The sequence below is a fragment of the Bacteroidota bacterium genome (assembly GCA_017303905.1).
In the GTDB taxonomy this organism is placed as follows: Bacteria; Bacteroidota; Bacteroidia; order B-17B0; family Aurantibacillaceae; genus JAHEYG01.
Window position 1 is genome coordinate 1268237 of record JAFLBH010000001.1, and the last position, 21774, is coordinate 1290010.

The window sequence follows — 21774 nt, forward strand, 5'->3', positions numbered from 1 at the left end:
GCCTATATGCTTCGTTCTAACATAAATTAACAAGCCTCTTTTAGTAAGTAAATGCAGTTTTGTCCGTTCATAGGTGCATACTGCTTAGCTTTATGTTTTTGATAATTTAAATTAATGCAAAAACCACTTATACTTGTAACAAACGACGATGGCATTAGCGCACCGGGAATTTTATTTTTGTCATCTGTTGCAAAACAGTTTGGTGATGTAGCAGTTATTGCGCCTGATAAACCACAATCTGGAATGGGTCATGCCATTACCATTAACTCAACTTTACGCATTCAAAAAACAAATTATCATAACGCCTTACTCGAATATAGTTGCACCGGTACGCCGGTTGATTGTGTGAAAATGGCCGTGAATAAATTATTACCTCGTAAGGCGGATCTTGTTCTATCAGGTATTAATCATGGCAGCAATAGTTCTATTAATGTTATTTACTCCGGAACTATGTCGGCAGCAATTGAAGGAGCTCTCGAAAGCGCGCCTTCCATTGGTTTTTCTTTATGCGATTATAGTATTGATGCGGATTTTAGTCAGGCAAAATCCATTATCGAAAAAATAATTTCAGAATCTATAAAAAATAAAATGCCTAAGGGTGTTTGTTTGAATGTGAATATTCCAAAATTAAAAGCAGACGAAATAAAAGGAATTAAAGTATGCCGACAAGCGCGTGCAAATTGGGTAGAAGAGTTTGAAGAACGCTTCGATCCATACGGAAGAGCGTATTATTGGCTTACCGGTAAGTTTGTCAATTTTGAACCAGAGTCAAATGATACGGATGAATGGGCGTTGAGTAACGGTTATGTTTCTGTGGTGCCCACTCAATCTGATTTAACATCTTACCAAAATTTAGAAACAATTAAATCCTATTTACTATGAGCTGGATAGAAAAGTTAGACACATTCTGGAAAGGGTTGGCAATTGGAATTTTATTTCCGTTGTTGTGTTTTTTCTGTTACTGGCTGTTCATGCATAGCTATATGGCTTTCCCTGTAAAATTTATAAAGTATCTGATGTTCGGACAAATGCTCAGTAACACAATAAAAATGTGCGCCTTGGGTAATTTGCTGATTTTTTATTTCTTTCTGAATAAAGGATTAAATAATGCGACAAAAGGAATTATTACAAGTGTAGTTATATACGCGGCTCTTGTATTTTATGTCATGTATTTTCACGAGGAGGCATTTTGAAGTATTATGTAATAGCCGGAGAGCCTTCGGGCGATTTACACGCGTCTAATTTTATGCGTGAGTTAAAGGCGTTGGATCATTCTGCCGATTTTTATTTTTTAGGAGGTGATTTAATGGAGCAAGTCGCGAACCGTAAGCCAACTATTCATATCCGCCAGATGGCGTTTATGGGGTTTGTGGATGTTGCTAAGAATCTTGGAAAAATTAAACAGAATTTCAAAATCGTAAAACAGGATATTGAATTACAGAAACCGGATGTGGTTATTTTAGTGGATTATCCCGGGTTCAATTTAAGAATGGCTAAATGGGCAAAGGAAAAGGGTTATAAAGTGTTTTTTTATATTTCTCCTACCGTTTGGGCATGGAAAGAAGGTCGCGTACAAACGATCAAAAAATACGTCGACCGAATGTTTGTGATTTTACCATTTGAAAAAACATTTTACAAAAAGCATAATTACGATGTGAGTTTTGTTGGTCATCCATTACTCGACGCGATAGAGCAAAGAAGAAAAACAATGCTATCTGAGTCTGAATTCAGAAAGAAAAATAGTTTATCAGAAAAACCAATTATCGCTGTTTTGCCAGGAAGCCGAAAACAAGAAATCAATTATATGTTTGATACCATGCTTGCGATAATGGATGATTTTAAAGAGTATCAGTTCGTAATCGGCGGAACACATAATTTGCCTGATTCGGCTTATGATAAGGCGCGGGCAAAGGGTATTAAAGTGGTATACAATCAAACGTATGAATTAATGCAGTATGCTAAAGCCGGAGTTATTAAATCAGGCACATCAACTCTCGAGAGCGCTTTGTTTGATTTGCCGGAGGTTGTTTGTTACAAGGCCGGTTCTTTTTCCTTTTACATCGCCAAAAAAATAATTAATACAAAGTATATTTCCTTGCCTAATCTCATTATGGATAAACCTATGGTGAAGGAATTGATTCAGGAAGAAATGACCGCCGAAAATATTAAAACTGAATTAAATCTTTTACTACACGACGAGACTTATCGTAAGCGTATCAAGGATGATTATGCCGAATTGAAGAAAAACCTGGGTGGACTCGGCGCGTCTAAACGAATGGCTAAAGAAATACATGAAGCACTTAATTAAACTATGAAGCAAATTATTACATACATTTTCACTTTTATTTCTTTTTTCGCTTTTAGTGAGGATGTTGTATACATCCGAACGTTTGCGCATCTAAAAATTAATGCGGTTACATTCACCATCGATAAAAGCAGTTATCAGCTAACAGGAGACGAAAAGCTGCTTCTTAAAAATGATGGCGAAATAATCATTAAACTATCAGCTGTAAATGATAGCATTGAAGTAAAGTCGTTTGAAACGGTTTATGGAAAGTTTAAAACAGTTCGTTTCACCGATTTAAATGGTAATGGTGAAATGAAGGTAAAACTCATCAGTCCGGATAGAAAACCGCGCATCTATCAGGATAATTACATTATCACCAATGAAAATGGATTATTAAAAATGCTGAATGAAGTTAAACTGGATAATTACATTGCCGGTGTTGTAGAGGCGGAATCCGGTACTCGCTCACTTCAGGAATATTATAAAGTTCAGGCAATTTTAGCGCGTACGTTTGCCTTAGCGCATTTAAGCAAACATGTTACGGAGGGATTTTCATTGTGTGATCAGGTGCATTGTCAGGCTTATTACGGAAAACCTCGCTTTGCCGATATTTTTAATTCTGTAAATGACACTAAAGGCAAAGTGGTGGTGGATGAGAATCTGAATTTAATTGTAGCTGCTTTTCATAGTAACAGTGGCGGACAAACTGCAAATTCGGAAGATGTGTGGGGCGCACGTACTTCCTATTTGCGCAGTGTAAATGATACTTTTAGTACACGCATGCCAAATTATAAATGGGAACGTAAAATGCCGGTTGATGATTGGTTAAGTTATTTAAAGATAAAACACAATTATCCGGTTGATGAACCTTACGCGAAGGAAATGGCGCTAAATTTCAAACAGGATTCCCGTAAGGTGTTTTTGGAAGCAAGCAACATTAAAGTGCCATTAAAAAATGTTCGTCAAGATCTGCAATTAAAATCAACTTATTTCAGTATTTATAATGCCGGCGATACAGTTGTGTTTAAAGGAAAAGGTTATGGTCATAGTTTAGGTATGTCGCAGGAGGGCGCTATGCGAATGACACGATTGGGTTATACCTATTCGGATGTTTTAAATTTTTATTATCGAAACATTCAGATTATTGATATGCGAAAGCTCGCATTTTTCAGAGATGAATAATCAATAATAAGTGTAATGCAATTTTACAATGCGCATGGTCTTGTTAATCGGATCACGTGCAATAAAAGAGTTCAGCATTTTGTTTTCTCTCTCGGTAATGTAACTTATTTCCTTTAGCATTAAATCATTTTTAAACTGTTTCTCGGTATAAATGCAATTGGTAGAATCGCATTCGTAAGTAGATTTCAATACCACATCGCCATTGGCATTTCCCTTAAATTCCGCGGAAGTCAGAATGCCATTTTCATATTTAAACTCTGAACTCTGCATGATCCAGGCAACTGTATAATGTTCATTCGATGAAATTATTTTACCGGTTGAATCTTTGTTGATAATGATTTCTTTATAAGGACGATTTTCGCTGTTTAAACAAATTTGTTTGTATTGTAGCGGTGTTATGTCAACATACTGAAAACTATCCGCGCTAATTAAAGTTTGATTACCTAATACAAAATTGTTGGGTGTTTGACTATTGTTGGTTTCTTTGAAGCGTTTTTCTTTAGTTATGCGACCTTTCGAATCATAACTGTAATAACGGGTTTCGTAATAAGTTCCATCGTTAAAACGCTTCATGATGAGATTGTTTTTATCGTATCTGTAGACTGTTGAAATGGTATCGTACACATATTCGTTTTTTGTATAGGTGTATCCTTTGGCAACGATTCTTTTCTTTCGGTAAACTGGAGGTACGTGTATTTCCTTTTCGATGGTTTTAATAATATTCGTGTAATAGAAACGGGTTAACTGGCCTTCCTGGTTGAACTCGTAATAGTTGATGAGGTTTTTATCCTCTGCTACCATGAAATCCCTTTTGTCGATGATGTCAAAAACAATCGTTTTTATTTTATGTGACTTGATAAAAGGGTTGTTGAATTCTAAAATCGGCGCAAACGCAGAGGAATGGGTGGGAATTAGAAGTGATTGACTTTTTAAATTAAAAGTCAAGAGTAATATCAGTATACTAACTATGTTTTTCAATCAGTTCAACAGCCTCTTTTATAACGGAGGTTGGCATCTGACAGCTTTTATTCTTGCATACGTAAATCAATGTTTTGTCGTTTACGTAGCGGCCTTTCAGTATGTCCAACTCCGAGGGAGATGCCGTAACAACAAAAATGGCATTTGGAAGGTAATGTTTGTATAGCTCCAATAATTTTTCTTCAACATCTTTACCAACAATGCACACTTCAGCCGGATCATTTAACAAATCCATATAAAGTGAAGCCCAATTACTGTATCCGGCTCCGTAATGCGCTATTTCTTCCGTTAAGTTCTTAAGCATTTCAGACACAATTTTGAGATGGTTTTCGCCGCCTTTTATTTTGTAAAGCTTAAAAAGATTAATGGCCATTTGCGAATTGGAAGACGGTATCACATTATCACTTACTTCACTTGTTCTTACGGCTAACTGTTCGGATGTACCGGCAGTGTAATAAAACAAATTTCTATTCGTATCGTAGAAATGTTCCAGGCTATAATTGCTTAATTTCTCAGCTAAATTTAACCATAATTCATCCTGACTGATATAGTAAACATGAATGAAGGCATCAATAACAAATGCATAATCATCTAAAAAACCTGAGATTTTTGCAGCGCCATTACTGAAAGAGCGCTTTAATGAACCATCTGCTTGCATTAAATTACTTTTTATGAATGAAGCATTGGATAAGGCAATGTTTTTGTACTTCTTTTCTCCAAAAGTCAGATAGGCTTCGCAGAGCGCACGGCACATAAGTCCGTTCCACGCTGTTAAGATTTTATTATCGAGCCCCGGTTTTACGCGTTTTTCTCTCGCTGCTAAAAGCACAGCATTGCAGTTTTGAATTTTTTCATTCAAAGTCTTTTCATTCAGATTGTACTTCTGCAGTATAGAAGCAGTTTCGTGATTGCGCATCAAAATATAATTGTCATGCTCCCAATAACCAATGTCGTTAACGCAATAGTAATCGCAGAATAGGTCGTAGTCGTCGTTTAATAACCGGCTAAGTTCTTCGGTTTGCCAAACGTAATATTTTCCCTCTTCACCTTCGCTATCCGCATCCAAAGCCGAATAAAAACCATTCTCTTTCGTCAACCATTCTCTTAATACAAACGCAATGGTATGTTGCGCAGTTTGCTTATACAAATTGTTATTAGTGTAGCGATACGCCTCACAATAAAGTGTAATTAGTTGAGCGTTGTCGTACAACATTTTTTCAAAGTGAGGCACCTTCCATTGCATATCTACACTATAGCGCGCAAATCCCCCACCTAATTGATCATAGATGCCGCCTAATGCCATTGTTTTCAAGGTTAAATCAACATGCTTCATCACTTCCGCATCACCTTTAGTATAAGCGTATTTTAATAAGAAGCTATAGTTGTTTGGCATTGGAAATTTAGGCGCACGGTTAGGTCCGCCCAAATCATTATCAAAGCGCGTTTTCCAATTTGAAATGCATTTTTCAAGCGTGTTCCAACTGAATGAACTTCCCTCATTTTTTTTAGAGTAAATTAATTCCGCTTGCTTGATTCCATTGGTTAAATCCGTTGCATATTGTAAAACCTTTTCATAATCATTTGTATATAAATTGTGAAGGTTGTTCAGAATATTTATCCAACGTTCCTTCTGAAAATAGGTTCCTCCGTAAATAGGTCGGCCATCCGGAAGTACAAAACAATTTAATGGCCATCCGCCATGTCCTGTCATCAATTGCACAGCACTCATGTAAAGCATATCCACATCGGGTCTTTCTTCGCGATCTACCTTAATATTTACAAAGTATTTATTCATGATGGCGGCCACTTCCGTATTTTCAAAACTTTCGTGCTCCATTACATGACACCAATGACAAGCACTGTAACCAATACTCACCAACACAAGTTTGTTTTCTTTGCGGGCTGTTTCAAAGGCATTATCACTCCACGGTACCCAGTTAACAGGATTGTGAGCGTGTTGTATAAGATAAGGACTGCTTTCGTTTATAAGGGCGTTGCTATGCATATGGTAAAGTTAGTACTCAAAAACAAACTGGCTGTAATAAAATGAGCTTTATTAATCAACAAGCTATCAGTTGTTTAGTTTGAAATTTCATTCTTTGGTTATTGTAATAAGAGTTAAAATCGTTTTTGAATGGTTAAATCAACGCTATAGTTTTGCGCTCACATGAAAAGAAAAGCCTATATAACGTCAACAGGAAGTTATTTACCTGAATCCATTTTATCGAATGAAATGATCTGTGAGATGGTGGATACTAGTGATGAATGGATTCAGGAAAGATGTGGCGTGAAAGAGAGAAGAATACTAAGGGATAAAGATAAGGCCACGGCTTATATGGCTGCGGAAGCGGCAAAGAAAGCATTACAAAAAGGCGGAATCAGCAAAGATGACATTGAAGTGATAATTGTGGCAACGGCTACACCTGAGCATCCTTTTCCTTCAACGGCTTCTATTGTTTCGGAAATGCTAGGCATAAAACGTGCGTTTTGTTTTGATGTCTCCGCAGCATGCTCCGGATTTTTGTATGCTCTGAATATTGGAGCCAGATTAATTGAGTCGAATGCGTATAAATCTGTTTTGGTAATTGGTTCGGATAAAATGTCGAGTATCATGGATTATACCAATAGAAATACCTGTGTTTTGTTTGGTGATGGCGCAGGAGCTGTAGTGCTTAAGCCTACCCATAATGGATTTGGAATAGGCGAGTCGCTATTGGAAACCGACGGTTCGGGTTATCAAAATCTGTATCAAAAGGCAGGTGGAAGTTTATTCCCGGCCACGGCAGAAACAGTGTTAAATAAAGAACATTCAATCTCTATGAATGGTCCAGCTGTATTTAAAATGGCAGTAGAAAATATGGTGGGGTGTTGCAAAAATTTATTGGAAAAGCACCGGATTCAAAAATCTGAAATTGATTATTTAATTCCTCATCAAGCTAACAAACGAATTATTACAGCAACGGCTGATTATCTTGAAATGCAGATGGAAAAAGTAGCCCTTAACATTCATAAGTATGGAAACACAACCTGCGCAAGTATCCCGATTTGTTTGGATGAATGGAGCTCTAAATTTAAACATGGTGATAAGTTAATCTTATGTGCTTTTGGAGCCGGCTACACCTATGGTTCTACTCTCGTAACCTGGAATTCAGGATTGGAAGAAAATGTGTAAATTTAGCTATGCCAAACAGCAGTAACGATCCGTTATATTTATTAATAAAATCACTTAGCAAGAGTGAGAAGCGAAACTTTAAGCTGTTTGTAAACCGTTTACAGAGCAATGAGGATAGTAAGTTTATGGTGCTTTTCGATGTTCTTGATAAACAAAATGAGTATAGCGAAGAAAAAATTTTCCAGAAAACAAGTGATATCACGAAAGCGCAATTGTCCAACTTAAAGGCGCATTTGTATAAGCAGATTTTACAAAGTTTGCGAATGAATGCCTCTAATCAGGATTTGGATATTTATCTGCGTGAACAAATTGATTACGCGAAATTGCTTTATAACAAAGGCTTGTACACTCAAAGTTTAAAAATGCTCGATAAAGCAAAAGTTTCGGCCTTTGAATACGAAAAGAACGCCATTTTGCTCGAGATTTATGACTTTGAAAAACATATCGAAAGTCAGTATATCACACGAAGTATCGATACCACTGCCGAAGAAATTACCAAAAGTGCGAATGCGCTTAATAAGAAAATATCAGGCACCAATGTGTTTTCAAATTTGGGTTTGCGTTTGTATGGTTTGTATTTGAAAACAAGTCATGTTCGTAATGAAAAAGATTTTTTATTTGTAAGCGAATTTTTCAAATCCAATTTGCCGGCTTATAATGTTGATGAATTAAGTTTCTTTGAAAAATTATATCTCTATCAGTCTTATGTCTGGTATAATTACATCATTCAGGATTTCTTAACCTGTTATAAATACGCCACTAAATGGGTAGACTTATTTACCGAAAATGAACATTTAACACCGGTTTATGCCGATTTGTATTTAAAAGGATTACATAATTTAATGGCAGCCTTGTTTTTTGTGAATCATAAAACAAAGTTCAATGAAGTATTAAATAAACTCGAGAAGTTGGGTAATGAGGAGTTCATTTTGAATAACGAAAATAACTCGGTTTTGTTATTTCAATATCTGTACATTAATAAAATCAATTATCATTTCATGAAGGGTAATTTTTCGGGTGGATTGTATTTGGTAAATGAAATTGAATCGGGTATTGAACGATTCCATAAGAAGATTGATGATAACCGTATCTTAAACTTCTATTATAAAATTGGCTGTTTATATTTTGGGAGTGGCGACAACACAAACGCAATAAAATACCTCAATAAAGTAATTAATCATCCTGCCCAAATAAGGGGTGATATTCATAGCTTTTCGCGCATTCTAAAGTTAATAGCCCATTATGAAATGGGGGATACAGAGATGGTAGAGTACCAGGTAAAATCGGTTTACCGTTTCCTATACAAATTGGAAGAACTTAATCAGGTGCAGCAGCAGATCATCAACTTCTTACGGAAGGTTCCGGTGATGGATGCAATTAGTGTAAAAAAGGAGTTCGTAAAACTGAGAGGTAGCCTTATCAAACTTCAGCAGGATCCATATGAAAAACGCGCCTTCTTGTATCTCGACATCATCTCCTGGTTAACCTGTAAAATCGAGAACCGCAGCATTCAGGATGTCATACGTGAAAAGGCACTCAGTAAGTCGCGTATTATAAATGATTAAGCCTAATTTAATGACATTCGGTTGTTATTAATGAAGAATGGAAGCGCTCATTTCTGTTAAGTTTATACATTTGTAAAGCACTAAATACCGCATATGAAAAAAGTATATTGGATAATTGGAATTGGGATAGCCCTCATTTTAACGGTTATTATCGTAAAAGCATTACAGGGTAGTAAACCTACAGAGGTCATTACCGAAAAGGCCATTAAGCGTAATATTGTTGAAATTGTATCCGCTAATGGTAAAATTCAACCTGAAACAGAATTAAAAATTACTTCCGATGTGAGTGGTGAGATTGTTGATATGCTGGTAAAGGAAGGTGATCAGGTTAAAAAGGGACAACTCCTTTGCCGCATCAAGCCCGATATTTATGAAAGTACTATTGAGCGTGTAGAAGCCTCCGTGAATAGCACAAAAGCAAATTTAAAAACAAATATAGCGCAGTTGGAACAAGCAAAAGCAAATCTAGCGAATGCAGAAGCAACGCACGCACGTAACAAGAAATTATTTGATCAAAACGCTATTTCTCAACAAGAGTTTGATGCATCTAAAGCGCAGTATGAAGCCGCTAAAGCAAACGTAGAAGGCTTACAGGAAAATATAAAAGCGTCTGAGTTTAATGTAAAGGGAATGGAAGCTTCTCTAAAAGAGGCGAGCACAAATTTGGATAAAACATATATCTACGCGCCTGTTGATGGAACCGTATCAAAATTAAATGTGGAGAAAGGTGAGCGTGTGGTTGGTGTTACAGGTTTACAAGGCACAGAGATTTTACGCCTGGCAAATTTGAATGAGATGGAAGTGAGTGTGGAGGTAAACGAAAACGATATTATTCGCGTGCATAAAAATGATACCGCATTAATTGAGGTGGATGCGTATATGGATAAAAAATTTAAGGGAATAGTTACTGAAATCGCGAACTCTGCTAATACAACCGGCATCACCGCCGATCAGGTAACAAACTTCGTTGTAAAAATCAGAATTTTGCGTGAGTCGTATACGAGTCTGGTTTCAGAAGCGAATCCGGCTCCTTTTCGTCCGGGTATGAGTGCCAGTGTGGATATTCAAACGAAGCGCGTAACCAATGTTATTTCTATTCCAATCATGGCGGTAACCACACGTAATGCCGATTCAACCAAGGTGAAGAAGATGGATGATGAAGATGATTACGGCACAAAAGTAACTAACGAAGAAAGTGAGAAGGCTAAGGAGAAAGAAAAAACTACCGATGAACTGAAGGAATATGTTTTTGTCATTAAGGATGGAAAAGCGGATATGCTTACAGTAAAAACCGGTATTCAGGATAATGATTACATTGAGATTGTGAGTGGTGTTTCCGATGGCCAGGAAGTTATTACAGGGCCTTACGGTGCTGTTGCGCGTACACTTCGTAAAGGTACAAAAGTGAAAGTGGTAGATAAGGATAAGCTTTTTAGCACAACCGAGAAAAAATAATTGGCTATCATTTTAAATATTGAAACGGCCACTACCATGTGTTCGGTTTCTTTGGCAAACAATGGCGAACTTATTGCTTGTAAAGAAATTGATAACGGTTATACGCATGCTGAAAATCTGCATGTCTTCATTAACGACTTATTGATTCAGGAAAAGGTGATGCCATCCAGGTTAGATGCCATTGCTGTAGGAAGTGGTCCGGGTTCTTATACGGGATTGAGAATCGGTGTGTCTACCGCGAAAGGACTTGCATATTCTCTTCAAAAGTCATTGATTGCTGTAAATACCTTATGTTCGATGGCTTTAGCAGCTAAAGAAAAATTAAATAGCGACACGCTCCTTTGTCCAATGTTGGATGCACGGCGAATGGAAGTGTATTGTGCTATTTTTGATAAGGATTTAAATACCATTAAAGAGACCTCTGCTCAAATAATAACTGAGGAAAATCTGAATTATTTTGCTGTGAATAAACCCATGACTTTTTTTGGTGATGGAATGCCAAAATGCAAAAGTTTCTTGCAGAATTTACCGGGAGCTTCTTTTGTGGAGGGGGTTGTGCCTTCATCCAAGCAATTGGCAAAGTTATCCTATGAAAAATTTAAGCTGCAGCAATTCGAAGATGTAGCTTATTTTGAACCCTTTTACTTGAAGGACTTTATGATTGGTCCTAAGTAATGTTCAATAACTTTGAATTTACTTTATTTCCTGATTCACATTTTTGTTTAAATTCGTGATGTATCGCATGTCAGGTAAATTGTACATAGTTCCTACGCCTATTGGTAATTTGGAAGATATTACGCTTAGGGCACTTCGCATATTAAAGGAATGTGATTTGATTTTAGCGGAAGATACACGCACGAGTATTTTTTTACTCAAGCATTATCAAATCGATAAGCCTTTAAAATCCTATCATCAGCACAACGAGCATCAAACGGTGCAATATATTGTGGATACCATTCAGTCAGGAAAAACCATTGCGCTAATTAGTGATGCCGGTACGCCCGGTATCTCTGACCCCGGATTTTTATTGGTGCGTGAAAGTATAAAGGCCGGAATTTCGATAGAAACCTTACCCGGTGCTACAGCCTTTGTGCCGGCATTAGTGAACAGTGGTTTGCCTTGTGATTCATTTGTATTTGTAGGGTTTTTACCGCAAAAAAAAGGAAGACAAACAAAACTACTTTCATTGAAGGAAGAAACCAGAACCATGGTTTTTTATGAATCACCATTCCGATTGGTGAAAGCTTTGGAAGAGTTTAAAGAGCATTACGGTGGAGATAGATTGGTTGCTGTTTCCAGGGAGCTTACAAAATTACATGAAGAAAATTTCAGAGGAACGGTAGATGAAGTACTCGCTCATTTTAATACTAAACAGGTAAAAGGTGAAATTGTAATTGTTTTAGGAGGAAAAAAAGAATGAGAAAAAGAAAATCACATGATATTGGTATTCCTCCGGGAACACTTGTGTATACCGGCGATTCTAAAACAGAAAGAATAAAGATTTCTTTAATAGAGTATAATGAGAATGAATTTATTGAACAAGAATTTTACGATTTGTCGGAGTGCATTTCACATGTAAAGCCACATTTAGTGAAATGGATTAATGTGGAAGGCATTCATAAAACGGAAGTGATTGAGAAGATTGGAAAACTATATGACATACATTCATTAACACTTGAAGACATTGTGCACGTGGATCAGCGTCCTAAATTTGAAGACTATGATAATTATGTGGTAGCTATCATGAAAATGATTAACTACGACACCAAAATACATGCCGAACAATTATCAATCGTATTATTCGATAATATGGTTATTTCATTTCAGGAGCCACAAGGAGGTGATGCGTTTGAAATTATCCGTAACCGCTTAAGACAAGCCAAAGGAAGAATCCGAAAATGTGGAGCCGATTATTTAGCTTATGCTTTAATGGACGCGGTTATTGATTGCTATTTTCATGTGATCGAAAAAATTGGTGATTCCGTTGAAAAAATAGAAGAGCATATTATTTCACATTCTTCCAAAAGCTCTCTTATACAATTGCACGAATTAAAACGTGAAATGATTTTTCTTCGCAAGCAAGTTTGGCCCATGCGTGATATGATTAGTAACATGGTGCGTTCCGAAACCAAACTGATTAATCCGAGTACGGATATTTATTTACGCGATTTACAAGATCACGTAACGCGAGTAATAGATACTGTTGAAACATACCGCGATTTATTATCGGGTATTATGGATATTTATTTAAGTACAAACGCTAATAAAATGAATGAAGTGATGAAAGTTTTAACCATCATGTCTTCCATTTTTATTCCGGTTACTTTTATTGCCGGCGTTTATGGCATGAACTTTGAGTTTATGCCGGAGTTGAAGTCTCCTTATGGATACGCAATAACATGGGGCGTGATGTTATCTGTTATGATCGGACTCATCATTTACTTTAAGCGAAAGAAGTGGATGTAAACTGTTCTCTCAACTTATAATTTAATACCGACAATGGTGACGTCGTCAATTTGCTCAAGATTACCCTTCCATTTATAAAATAATTCAGAAAGTATTTGTTCTTGTTGTTGCATTTCTACGCCGGAATTAGTGAGAAGGTAATTTTTAAGATTTTTTAATTTTAACTTCTTACCCGATTCTCCGCCAAACTGATCGGCATAACCATCGGTTAATACATATAAAGTGTCTCCTTTTTCAAGTTTAAATTCATAGGTATTAAACCCGATGTTTTCTTTAGGGGATTTTCCAACCGGCATTCGGTCGTTATTCAATTCAATTAATTCATTGTTTCTAATTACAACAACAGGATTATGAGCGCAGGCGTACTCAAGCGTTTTTGTTTCAAAATCAAAGCGCAATAAACTGCAATCCATTCCGTCTTTTCCACCTTCACTGCTTCCGTCTTCTGCTAAACTATGAATAAGACGTTGTCGCACGTAATTTAAAATCTCGCCGGGCTTCTCAATTTCACGCTCATTAATAGCTTCATTTAAAAAACTAATATTGAGTAAACTCATAAATGCACCGGGAACACCGTGCCCTGTGCTGTCAGCAACTATAAAATAGAATTTGTTATTGATGAAGGTAGCCCAATAAAAATCTCCGCTTACCAAATCTTTCGGGTTAAAGAAAATGAAATAATGACTTAAGTGTTGATCGAGGAGCGTTTTACTTGCCAACAATGCTTTTTGAATGCGCTGTGCATATTTAATCGAATCAACAATTTCTTTTTGCTTTTCTTCAATTAGTTCCTTTTGGTGACGGATTTCCTGTGCTTTACTTACAACCTCTTGTGTTCTTTCATCAACTATTTTTTCTAATTCTGCTTGTCGTTTTTGCAAAGCTTTTTCTCTTGATTTGATAATTCTGACGACAACAAAAATTAAACATCCTATGACAATCAATATAAACCACCATGTTTTCCAGAATGGATTTTTTATTTCAAATGAAATTTGCAGAGGCTTTGACGAAACGTTATAACTATTAATGCTTTCTATGATTAAGGTATACTGGCCGGCAGGTAAATTCTGCAACTTGATTTTAGGAGAAGTTTCGTTATCAATCCATTTATCATCAAGCCCAATTAATTTGTATCTGAATTTACTGGGTGAAGGAGTGTAAAGCTGATTGGTGTTAACTTCAAATATCAACGAATTTTTGTTATAAGCCAGTTTTAAATTTTTATTCAATAATAAGTTCAAATCAGCTTCAGTTAATATACTGTCGTTTGCTAAAACTTTATCAATGCTTAATTCAGGCACACGTTCAGGCAACTTTATTTTATTGATGTTGAAGTATAGTAATCCTTTTACAGTAGGAAAGAAAATGGTCTGGCCGTCTGTAACCATAGACGGAATAGTTCCGCGATGATCGAAGCCATTGGGCTGAAAACCTAAAGCTTTATTAAAACAAGTAAGCGTTTTTGTTTTGAAATTATAACGGTAAAAATCGCGCGCAGAAGTAAACCATAAATTACCTTCTTCGTCTTCAACTATCCCCGAAACCAGCATTTGTTCTATACCTATTTCTTTATTGCGATTAGTCACTTCGCCTGTTACTATGTCATACGAGTTAATACCGTTGCGGGTAGAAATCCAAACTGTATTTTTCCCGGCGTAATAGTAACTTTCAATTAAACTATCGTTAAATAATTTATCGTATTCCCCTTTACGTGAACCGTATAAAATTGTTTTTTTTGTTTGAGGATCAAAGACAACGAATTTGTAAGGACCTGCGGAAAGTAGCCATTTACCATTACTAAGCAATTCACTGTGATAGGGGTATGGAGTATGTTTTTTGTCAAATACATGAAAAGTATCTAATTCGCCGGCGTTATTATATTTTTGTATACAGTGATTTTTACCACTCAATACATAAACAGGCTGTGATAGCGTATCTTTTGGAAAAAGTGCACCATGCGAATGTTCTTTGTTTTTTGCAAACGTAAATTTTTTGCTCTTATGATCATATATAGCAGGTATACCAAAATGATTATTAATGTTGAATGTAGCAGGGAAATAAAATTTACCATTAAGTAATCTGAAATTTGGTGCCAACCGGAATAAAATGTTGGTTTCGTTTTTTGTTTTGGTGGGATGGATAATCTCTACGATCGTATCTGAGTTATAATTATAAACACTGATACCATTAAAGCTAAGAAGGTAGATATTCTTATTATTTCTTACTAAAAAATTTGAAAGCGGAATGGACTGTGCTGATGAATTACAAAATTCAACTTTTAATTCATCCCAGCCTTTTAGTTTCATATATTGTTTATAAGGGCTATAAATTCCAATACCCCGACTACCATTTGTTACCCAAATATTACCATCATTATCTTTAGTGAAATTCCCAATGCGATTATCGCTGATGCAATTTGAACAGCTGTTGCCTTGCATGTGATAAAAAGCTTTGGTGGTTTTAAGATCCACAATCATAATACCTGAATTAGCGGTGCTGGTCCATAATCGTTCTTGATCATCCACAATAAAATTGCCTGTGTTGTCCAGATTCAATATCTGACCCGCTTCAAAAATTTTTGCTGAAACTCGCTTGCATAATTTGTTTTTTAGATCAATATATACGAGGCCGCTATAAGTGCCAACCCATAGCTTTTCTGATTTATCGAGGTAAACAAAATGACAGATACTTAAAATGTGTTTTATTTCTTCGAAAGCAGCTTCACTTAAATTTCCTCTGTATTCTTCGATAGGAAAGGGTGTAATAATGTTTTTGGTAACATCATAAATGCCGGGATATCCAATGGGTTGTTCGTGAAAATAAGTGATTAATAATTTACCGGGTTCCAATTCAAGCATGGCTCGGGTAGCAAGAGTACGCAAGCCTTGTTCACGGCTAGGGAAACATTTTTCATTAAGGGTAAAATATTTTTCGCGGCTTTTATCGAGTACAAAAATACCGCCACCCCAGGTAGTCACATAAAGTTTTCCGTCGGCAGCTTCTAAGAAACGAGAAACAACTGATTCAGGGAAAGAGTTTTTATCATCTTTGTTATAAGCATAATGGCGAAATTGACCTGTTTTTAAATTGAAGCTAGTGAGACAGGCTTGATCTTCGTAACCAAACCAAAGTATTCCGGATTTATCTTCAAACAACTCCAGTATATTATTGGAAAGCGGTGTGTTTTCATTGCTATCGATATGCGAAAAATGTTTTGTTGTAAAGCCATTGTAAATACCCAAGCCTTTATTGGTAATCATCCACATTTTTTCGTGTGCAGCACTGTAAAGAACGCCTCGTATGGCCTTCACACCAAAGTGTTCCGGGTCTAAATTTTGAAAAACCGGCTGATTGATTTTCTGTGCGAATGAATTAGCGAAGAAAATAAATAGAAGACATGTAAGGAGCCATTTAAGGCGGTAAGGTTTTAAATAAGAATATGTAAGAACGAGACCCGATTTACACATATGATATAAATATACTAATTTTCTAATTTACCTGTAAAATTACTGTGCTGTAAAGTCAATTTATTGCTAGCGTGGATGGTTTGCAGGCGCAAATACATAAGTTATTCTAAAATTTAAATTAAATTTGTGACCTTACTTTGTATTTGTTAAAAGTTATTTGAAATATAATTGGCCCTGTAGTTCAATGGATAGAACGAGCGTTTCCTAAACGCTAAATCCCAGTTCGATTCTGGGCGGGGCTACACAACCCAATGCTAAAAAATGCTAAATCCCCTATAAAACAGGGGGTTTTGTTTTTCATGACTTTCTTTGTTTTACCTTATTTTCTGATTTCATTAGCCTTTTGTTACCCTATTGTTACTTGAAAATTTACAGCAATTTAAACTTTGTACCTTGTTTAATTCAATAAATTAAATAATTTTATATAAAGAAATTTCAAAATGAGAATAGCTTATATATTATGTTTATTACTTGCACTTCTAGGTTGTAAAAAGAATAAAACAAACACACCAAAAACATATGAAGTAGAAGGATTTGTTAATCAGGTATACTGTACTAATATGTATTATTACAACATTACAACCAATAATAAGCCAACTTTATCAACAGAAATAGATTTTGGAGACGGCAGCCCTGTTTCGAACAGCAATATTGGTTATCATCAATATAATTCAACTGGAACTTTTAATTTCAAAGTAAAGCAAACATTTGAGGATGGAGGTACTGCTGAAAAGGTTTATCCTATTTCGATTGGTCAAATATCAGAATTCAGAAAAATTGGAACTACAAATTATGATATGACTCAATTAAATTTTAATCCTAAGTATGATAGGATGATTAAGGGTAGCGGTAAGGTGAAGCTGATGGGTGACAATTTGCACGCGGATTTTGATTTTACTACGAAATCACTTTCAAACGTTATGTTATTAACTGGAACTACTAATGGATATTATTATTGGCAAAATGATAATTATATAATTGGTCATAAGCAAGGGGGTGCTGGTTCAAACTTATATAGATTGTTAATTGATACTATTAATCATACATATCTTACTCCAAATGGGTTTTCTAATCTTTATACGGAAAGGTATGACGAGGTGCGTTATGCTTATAAGCACAAATTTTACTGGGGATTCGGCAACAAATCGAATGCCCCTGCACCAGGCTTTACTTATTATAAGGACCTTATAGTTTTTGATGCTACAAACGGAGCAGTTACCACAACTCTTAGCATTAGTTCTGTCTTTGGAAGTATGGATTATAATATTAAAGTTTTCAATCAAATAGCTTATAATGACAAGTTGTATATTTTTTGCGCAGCTGCTCAAGAAATCCCGCCGTATAATGGAGGTTATTATGTTGTAATACTTGATTTAAACACAACGACATTTACTTATCACACGGTAGTTGGTACTTCATTTATTTATTATGATACTCAAGCTTTGGTTGTAAAAGACGAAATATATTTATTTGGTAATGGATTAGACTGTATTGTATATAATCCAAGTACTGCAACTTTTCGAACTCCGCAAACAGATTGTTCGCTAACAAATTTGAATAGTAAAATTATGTTGCCATACAACAATAAATTGTATTGTATTGGAGTTTATGTTAAACCAAAAAGCGCAACAACGAGTGCTGATAAAGTAGATATTTGGGAGTATACGCCTTGATTCTTTCTAATAAGGGAGAAGTATTGAATTATTGGTTAGTCAATTCCCTTGTTGTTGCATTAACCATGACAAATAACTAATTTTATTTATAAAGAATGGCTCAATCTTGTATTCATTCAATAGGTTTGTTATTTGCTCAGCAATTATAATAAGATGTTAAGCTGATGTAGAAAGATAGAAATTAATCTGACTTTTTCTTGAAGAAACCACTTGGGTTAACAATAGGTAGAGGGTTTATTTGTAATAAAGTACCTGTTGTTTTAGAAAAAATTATTCCTCGCATTGTGGATGTTGAAATGCTTACAAAAGTGATGAGTATGCCCTCATCGTTGGGGTTCTTGAACTTGTATTCTTTTGACTTTTCATTAGTTTCTAAATATTCATTTAAATTTTCAATTCCAAAAACAAATAGATTTTCGGTATCTAATACCGTTTCATTTGTATTTGATACAGTGCCGATAACATTTATTCTTACTAGAATAATTGACTCTTTTACTGAAAACTTAACATTTGGAGTAATGGTATAATTTACTTTTACTAGCTCACCTTCCTTAACAGGAATTTTTGGTTGCTGGAAGTTGAATTTTATATCTTCTATTGCTTTTAATGAATATTTAATTAATTTCTTTTCTTCCATAAATACTATGCCACATTTACAATTGGTTCATTATTGTCTTCTGTTAAAATGGAATTCAGGTTGGGTATGCCAATTTTGTCTAGTTCTTTGTAATCATGTTGAGTCTCGCTTAAATATGCAAATTTACTTTCTTGAATCATTCTTAAAATTGTAGGTTTCTGAATAACCGGCTCACTCTCCACATTAATTGACTTAGAAACTCCAATTAATTCAATCCCTAGGGCTCTTTCTAATTTACAAATAGTTTCTAAAGTCAAATTCTCATGCCCTTTAACTATTCTGTTAATCTGAGATGCAGAAACAAACAATTTGGTTGCTAATGCGGACTGAGTGATACCTTGATTGTCTAATTCAAAAAGAATTTTCATTGCAATTTTTTGAGATTTTTGAATCCACAAATCATTCTCTTCTCTTGCAATAGCTTCTTCTAACCAAGACCGTTTAGGTTTAGCAATTATCTGTTTAAGTTTATCTATTTTTTTACTCATCTTCTTCTTTTAGAAAATCAACTAAATCTTCTTTTTCTATTAAGTTGTTTATTTTTAAATATGTTATGGTTCTTTTTATTTTATCCAGTTCATTTTTGCCCTCATCGGTGTCTTGTATTTTATCTGAAAGTTTGATGTATCCACCTGTAACGATATATACATTTTCTTCAAGCTTAATAGCATATATCCTTAACCAACTAGTTTCATATTCTATTTCTGATATCCCATAGGCTTTAGAAGGTGTTAACTCAACTGTGTGTTTTAATTTATGGAGAGGTGCAAATATTTCATCTAATCCCTGAGTGTTATCCGTTGTGGTGCTTTTTGCAAGTTGAATAAATTTTTGCCTTAACTTTTTTGCTTCCTTTAGTGTTCTTACAATAGCCTCTTCAATTGTAAAATTGGTGCCATTATTGTTTAATAATTTTGAATGTTTGGTAAAATAGTTCTTTAAAAATTCAATGTCATCCCATCGGTCAAATAACTTAATAAATTCTCCTACACCATCTTCCTCATAACATGAAGACGAAAGAATTGGATTATTTTCATCAACAAATATAGGTATTATTTCCAAATTATTTACTTATAAGTTAATTTTAAGTTATTTAAATACAGTATATTAACATATTTTGTTAAAATTAAGTGTCTGTAAAGTTGCTGAAACTATAAAAAATATTATTTCATAATCCATTACATTTAATAATCAAATATAGCAAACTCTCTGAATAAACTAAGTCTGATCATTGATGGCTACAAAAAAATAGCATTTACAAAAACCTTTTTAAGTGGTTAACTTATTACAGTTAAAAAAGTAATTCTTAGTATATACTTCATTAATTAAGAATGCTTTTTTACTTTATCTTATTATTTCAAAATGTGACCCAGGGGAACTGGAGTCGTCGATTCTCGGCGTGGCTACAAAAATTCAATTTTTACTCTTCGTCTACTCTTAAAATCCGAGTAGCATATCAGACGATTTTCCTGTTTTTTACTATCTAATTACGTAAATTAGCATATTCATTCATGAGTACTGCTATCATATTCGTTTTTATCATCGGTTATATATTAATAGCCTTTGAACATAACCTTAACATTAATAAGGCAGCTACGGCTTTGTTTACAGGTGTTTTGTGTTGGACTCTATTCATAATGGATTCATCAGACACACATGAAACGGTGAATAAACTTACGGAGCATCTTGGTGATATAGCCGGCATTCTGTTTTTTTTATTAGGAGCGATGACGGTTGTTGAACTGATTGATGCGCACGATGGATTTACACTCATTACGAAATTTATCACAACTACCAATGCCCGAAAATTATTGTGGATTGTAGGGTTGATTTCCTTCTTCCTCTCTGCTGTACTCGATAACCTTACCACCACTATTGTAATGGTTTCTTTGTTACGAAAATTAATTTCCGATCAAAATAAACGACTTTATTTTGTTGGTTTAGTGGTTATCGCTGCAAATGCCGGCGGTGCATGGTCGCCCATTGGTGATGTTACCACAACAATGCTTTGGATTGGCGGACAAATTACTACCAATCATATTATCACAGAGCTTTTCCTCCCAAGCCTAGTATGCTTGATTGTACCTGTTTTGATTTTAAGTATCAGATTTAAAGGAAATATTCAAAGACCTAAAGAAACAGCTGAAGATTTGAAAGTAGCCTCCTTGAAAGATAGAAATATCATCTTTTTTTCAGGCATATGTATTTTATTGTTTGTTCCTGTTTTTAAAACAATCACGCACCTTCCTCCTTTTATGGGAATGTTGCTTGGACTTGCTATGCTTTGGTTTATATCGGAATTACTACACAAGAAAAAGGATGATGCTTTAAAAACTAATTTCTCGGTGGTACGCGCACTCGAAAAAATTGACACACCAAGTATATTGTTCTTTTTAGGCATCTTATTATCAATTGCGGTATTAGAAATTGGCGGACAATTACATCAGCTTTCTGCCTGGCTCGGAACTTTGTTTAGCAGCAGCGAAGCAATTGCTTATGTCATCGGATTATTATCGGCGATTGTCGATAACGTACCTCTTGTTGCAGCATCTATTGGTATGTATGACTTGCAAACTTTTCCAACGGATAGTATATTCTGGACCTTCTTAGCTTATTGTGCCGGAACCGGAGGTAGTGCTTTAATAATCGGTTCGGCTGCAGGTGTAGCAGCAATGGGCATAGAAAAAATAAGTTTTGTTTGGTATCTGAAGAAAATATCTCTGATAGCGTTGCTTGGTTATACTGCAGGCGCCATTTTCTTTCTTTTGGTTTAAGTTTACTTTATTAAATCGTTTCTGAATCGTTTTATCTGCAACTCGATTGTGTTTTCCTGACGTAAATCAGTATTTTAACTGATGAATACCAAAGTTATTCATTTAAATACGCAATAGT

At 35.2% G+C, this 21774-nt stretch carries 18 protein-coding genes and 1 tRNA gene; 13 read left to right on the forward strand and 6 right to left on the reverse strand.

What is annotated here, in order from left to right:
* Positions 1-114 precede the first annotated feature (114 nt).
* From surE to J0L69_05350, 4 genes are read left to right on the forward strand one after another with little or no spacing between them, the layout of a single operon-like run.
* Positions 115-882, forward strand: coding sequence for a 5'/3'-nucleotidase SurE (gene surE, locus J0L69_05335; protein MBN8692597.1), 768 nt, complete (start codon positions 115-117; stop codon positions 880-882).
* Positions 879-1193: a hypothetical protein gene (locus J0L69_05340; protein ID MBN8692598.1), complete on the forward strand. Its 315-nt coding sequence runs from the start codon at positions 879-881 to the stop codon at positions 1191-1193. The genes surE and J0L69_05340 overlap by 4 nt, the downstream gene beginning before the upstream one ends.
* Complete coding sequence (lpxB, locus tag J0L69_05345; GenBank protein ID MBN8692599.1) at positions 1190-2308, forward strand: lipid-A-disaccharide synthase; 1119 nt, start codon at positions 1190-1192, stop codon at positions 2306-2308. The genes J0L69_05340 and lpxB overlap by 4 nt, the downstream gene beginning before the upstream one ends.
* Positions 2309-2311: 3 nt before the next feature.
* Positions 2312-3469 carry a SpoIID/LytB domain-containing protein gene (locus J0L69_05350; protein MBN8692600.1) on the forward strand — a complete coding sequence of 386 codons (1158 nt, stop codon included), beginning with the start codon at positions 2312-2314 and terminating at the stop codon, positions 3467-3469.
* Here the strand turns inward: J0L69_05350 and J0L69_05355 are convergent, their stop codons facing one another.
* A complete protein-coding gene (locus J0L69_05355; protein MBN8692601.1) occupies positions 3470-4270 on the reverse strand; it encodes a hypothetical protein in 801 nt (266 codons plus the stop codon).
* Between the two features lie 160 nt (positions 4271-4430).
* Complete coding sequence (locus tag J0L69_05360) at positions 4431-6452, reverse strand: thioredoxin domain-containing protein (protein ID MBN8692602.1); 2022 nt, start codon at positions 6450-6452, stop codon at positions 4431-4433.
* 162 nt (positions 6453-6614) lie between these two features.
* Between J0L69_05360 and J0L69_05365 the strand changes: the two genes are divergently transcribed.
* The 6 genes from J0L69_05365 (at position 6615) to corA (ending at position 13105) form a co-directional block, all read left to right on the forward strand.
* On the forward strand, positions 6615-7619 hold the full coding sequence (locus tag J0L69_05365) for a ketoacyl-ACP synthase III (GenBank protein ID MBN8692603.1): 1005 nt from the start codon (positions 6615-6617) through the stop codon (positions 7617-7619).
* 8 nt (positions 7620-7627) lie between these two features.
* Positions 7628-9184: a hypothetical protein gene (locus J0L69_05370; protein ID MBN8692604.1), complete on the forward strand. Its 1557-nt coding sequence runs from the start codon at positions 7628-7630 to the stop codon at positions 9182-9184.
* Between the two features lie 93 nt (positions 9185-9277).
* The gene (locus J0L69_05375) at positions 9278-10639 is read left to right on the forward strand and encodes an efflux RND transporter periplasmic adaptor subunit (protein ID MBN8692605.1); all 1362 of its coding nucleotides are present in this window, start codon (positions 9278-9280) and stop codon (positions 10637-10639) included.
* Positions 10640-11314, forward strand: coding sequence for a tRNA (adenosine(37)-N6)-threonylcarbamoyltransferase complex dimerization subunit type 1 TsaB (gene tsaB / locus J0L69_05380; protein ID MBN8692606.1), 675 nt, complete (start codon positions 10640-10642; stop codon positions 11312-11314).
* 67 nt (positions 11315-11381) lie between these two features.
* Entirely contained in the window at positions 11382-12059 is a 678-nt protein-coding gene (gene rsmI, locus J0L69_05385) for a 16S rRNA (cytidine(1402)-2'-O)-methyltransferase (GenBank protein MBN8692607.1), read from the forward strand.
* Positions 12056-13105, forward strand: coding sequence for a magnesium/cobalt transporter CorA (gene corA, locus J0L69_05390; GenBank protein MBN8692608.1), 1050 nt, complete (start codon positions 12056-12058; stop codon positions 13103-13105). The genes rsmI and corA overlap by 4 nt, the downstream gene beginning before the upstream one ends.
* 14 nt (positions 13106-13119) lie before the next feature.
* Here the strand turns inward: corA and J0L69_05395 are convergent, their stop codons facing one another.
* Positions 13120-16572 (reverse strand): SpoIIE family protein phosphatase, encoded by a 3453-nt coding sequence (locus J0L69_05395; GenBank protein MBN8692609.1) that lies wholly within the window; start codon positions 16570-16572, stop codon positions 13120-13122.
* 170 nt (positions 16573-16742) lie between these two features.
* Between J0L69_05395 and J0L69_05400 the strand changes: the two genes are divergently transcribed.
* Together J0L69_05400 and J0L69_05405 are read left to right on the forward strand one after the other, a co-directional pair.
* Positions 16743-16814 (forward strand) — tRNA-Arg (locus J0L69_05400).
* 198 nt (positions 16815-17012) lie between these two features.
* On the forward strand, positions 17013-18245 hold the full coding sequence (locus J0L69_05405; GenBank protein ID MBN8692610.1) for a hypothetical protein: 1233 nt from the start codon (positions 17013-17015) through the stop codon (positions 18243-18245).
* A gap of 181 nt (positions 18246-18426) precedes the next feature.
* Here the strand turns inward: J0L69_05405 and J0L69_05410 are convergent, their stop codons facing one another.
* The 3 genes from J0L69_05410 to J0L69_05420 are packed head-to-tail and all read right to left on the reverse strand — an operon-like array spanning position 18427 to position 19944.
* The gene (locus J0L69_05410) at positions 18427-18882 is read right to left on the reverse strand and encodes a hypothetical protein (GenBank protein MBN8692611.1); all 456 of its coding nucleotides are present in this window, start codon (positions 18880-18882) and stop codon (positions 18427-18429) included.
* A 5-nt stretch (positions 18883-18887) separates the two neighbouring features.
* The gene (locus J0L69_05415; GenBank protein ID MBN8692612.1) at positions 18888-19370 is read right to left on the reverse strand and encodes a helix-turn-helix domain-containing protein; all 483 of its coding nucleotides are present in this window, start codon (positions 19368-19370) and stop codon (positions 18888-18890) included.
* Positions 19363-19944 (reverse strand): hypothetical protein, encoded by a 582-nt coding sequence (locus J0L69_05420; GenBank protein MBN8692613.1) that lies wholly within the window; start codon positions 19942-19944, stop codon positions 19363-19365. The genes J0L69_05415 and J0L69_05420 overlap by 8 nt, the downstream gene beginning before the upstream one ends.
* A gap of 449 nt (positions 19945-20393) precedes the next feature.
* Between J0L69_05420 and nhaD the strand changes: the two genes are divergently transcribed.
* On the forward strand, positions 20394-21656 hold the full coding sequence (nhaD, locus tag J0L69_05425; protein MBN8692614.1) for a sodium:proton antiporter NhaD: 1263 nt from the start codon (positions 20394-20396) through the stop codon (positions 21654-21656).
* Positions 21657-21774 lie beyond the last annotated feature (118 nt).